This is a genomic window from Zhongshania sp., assembly GCF_041584495.1.
In the GTDB taxonomy this organism is placed as follows: Bacteria; Pseudomonadota; Gammaproteobacteria; order Pseudomonadales; family Spongiibacteraceae; genus Spongiibacter.
This window is the reverse complement of record NZ_JBFHDY010000296.1, coordinates 1-1,308: the sequence shown is the minus strand read 5'-3', so window position 1 is coordinate 1,308 and position 1,308 is coordinate 1. Positions and strand designations below refer to the sequence as shown.

Here is a 1,308-nt window from a genome sequence, read left to right as displayed (position 1 = left end):
CGAGCTTAACTGGCGTGATAATCCTGCATTCCCGGCAATCCTTGAGCGGCAGCGACAGCGCGACCTAGAAACCAATCCAGAATACAACCACATTTGGGAAGGCGACTATAAAACCATCGTTGAGGGGGCGTATTACGCCGACCTGATAAGCGCAGCCCGGACAGCGGGGCGCATATGCTCAGTGCCTTACGACCCATCGTTGCCTGTCAATACATTCTGGGACTTGGGCATGAGCGACCAGAACACGATCTGGTTTCACCAGCAGGTGGGGCGTGAGCATAGGTTTATTGATTACTACGCCAATCATGGAGAAGGCTTCGCCCACTATGCCAAAGTGCTGAAGGAGATGCCCTATATCTACGGTACGCACTACCTACCCCATGATGCCGAGGTGAGGGAGCTGACCACGGGGAAACACCGCAAAGAGGTGCTAGAATCCCTCGGCATTAAGCCCGTAGAGGTTGTGGCGCGCATAGCTCATATCAACGAGGGCATAGAGATGACCCGCCAAGTGCTGCCAATGTGCTGGTTTGACGAGGAAAAGACCGCGCAGGGCGTGAAGTGTCTCGCGTCCTACCGCCAGGAATACGACGAGGCTAAAATGACGTTCAAGGCCCGCCCGCTCCACGACTGGGCAAGCCACGGCGCTGACGCCTTCCGCCAATTCGCCCAAGGCTATCGCGGCGCTAATACAGGATGGGGGCAACTGTCAAGCAAGAATAGTGGTAGGCGAGGCAAAAAGGCTGTATCATTTGGGGGTAAATCTGATTGGATTGTGTAGCTATGGTAATGGTATCCCCCCTAGCAAAGAACCCCGACCTGATAGCCATGCGCGTCAAGGAGATTGAGAAAAGGCAGGAGGCAGTAGAGGCTGAGCGGCTGGAGGCTGTTAGGGCGTCCGCCACTCGGGAATATGAGTCTGCCCCTACTGTAGCAGATATTGTTAAAATCCTGCTTGATTTGCCTCAAGACCTGCCAATCAAGGCGTTTTTGCAAGATGATTGGGAATACCTCAATGCGTCCTGCTTTCAAGTAGACGAGGACTATCATGGAAACCCGTACATAGCCCTAAAGTAGCCCAAACCCACAATGCCCAGCCGTGAGGCTCGCTAATGCCAAAGAAACAGAAAGGAATGACCGAGAGCGAACTTGTAGCGTTCCTTGGTCACAAGATACACCAAGCCATGAACGACGAGGACGGCGATCTCTCGGACGTTCGGCAGCAGTCGCTCAATTACTACCTCGGCAAAGCCTACGGCAACGAGCGCGACGGGTACAGCTCTTACGTATCCCGCGAGGTGCTAGAGG

2 protein-coding genes and 1 pseudogene are annotated in these 1,308 nt (G+C 54.3%); all 3 read left to right on the top strand.

Going from position 1 to position 1,308, the window contains the following annotated elements; translation table 11 throughout:
- Window positions 1-781 (top strand): annotated as a pseudogene (locus ABYP33_RS19285) (hypothetical protein); the annotation flags it as partial.
- A 2-nt stretch (window positions 782-783) separates the two neighbouring features.
- Window positions 784-1,077 (top strand): hypothetical protein, encoded by a 294-nt coding sequence (locus ABYP33_RS19280; protein ID WP_372809484.1) that lies wholly within the window; start codon window positions 784-786, stop codon window positions 1,075-1,077.
- Window positions 1,078-1,112: 35 nt separating this feature from the next.
- On the top strand, window positions 1,113-1,308 hold a 196-nt coding region (locus ABYP33_RS19275; protein ID WP_373092989.1), incomplete at its 3' end, for a hypothetical protein.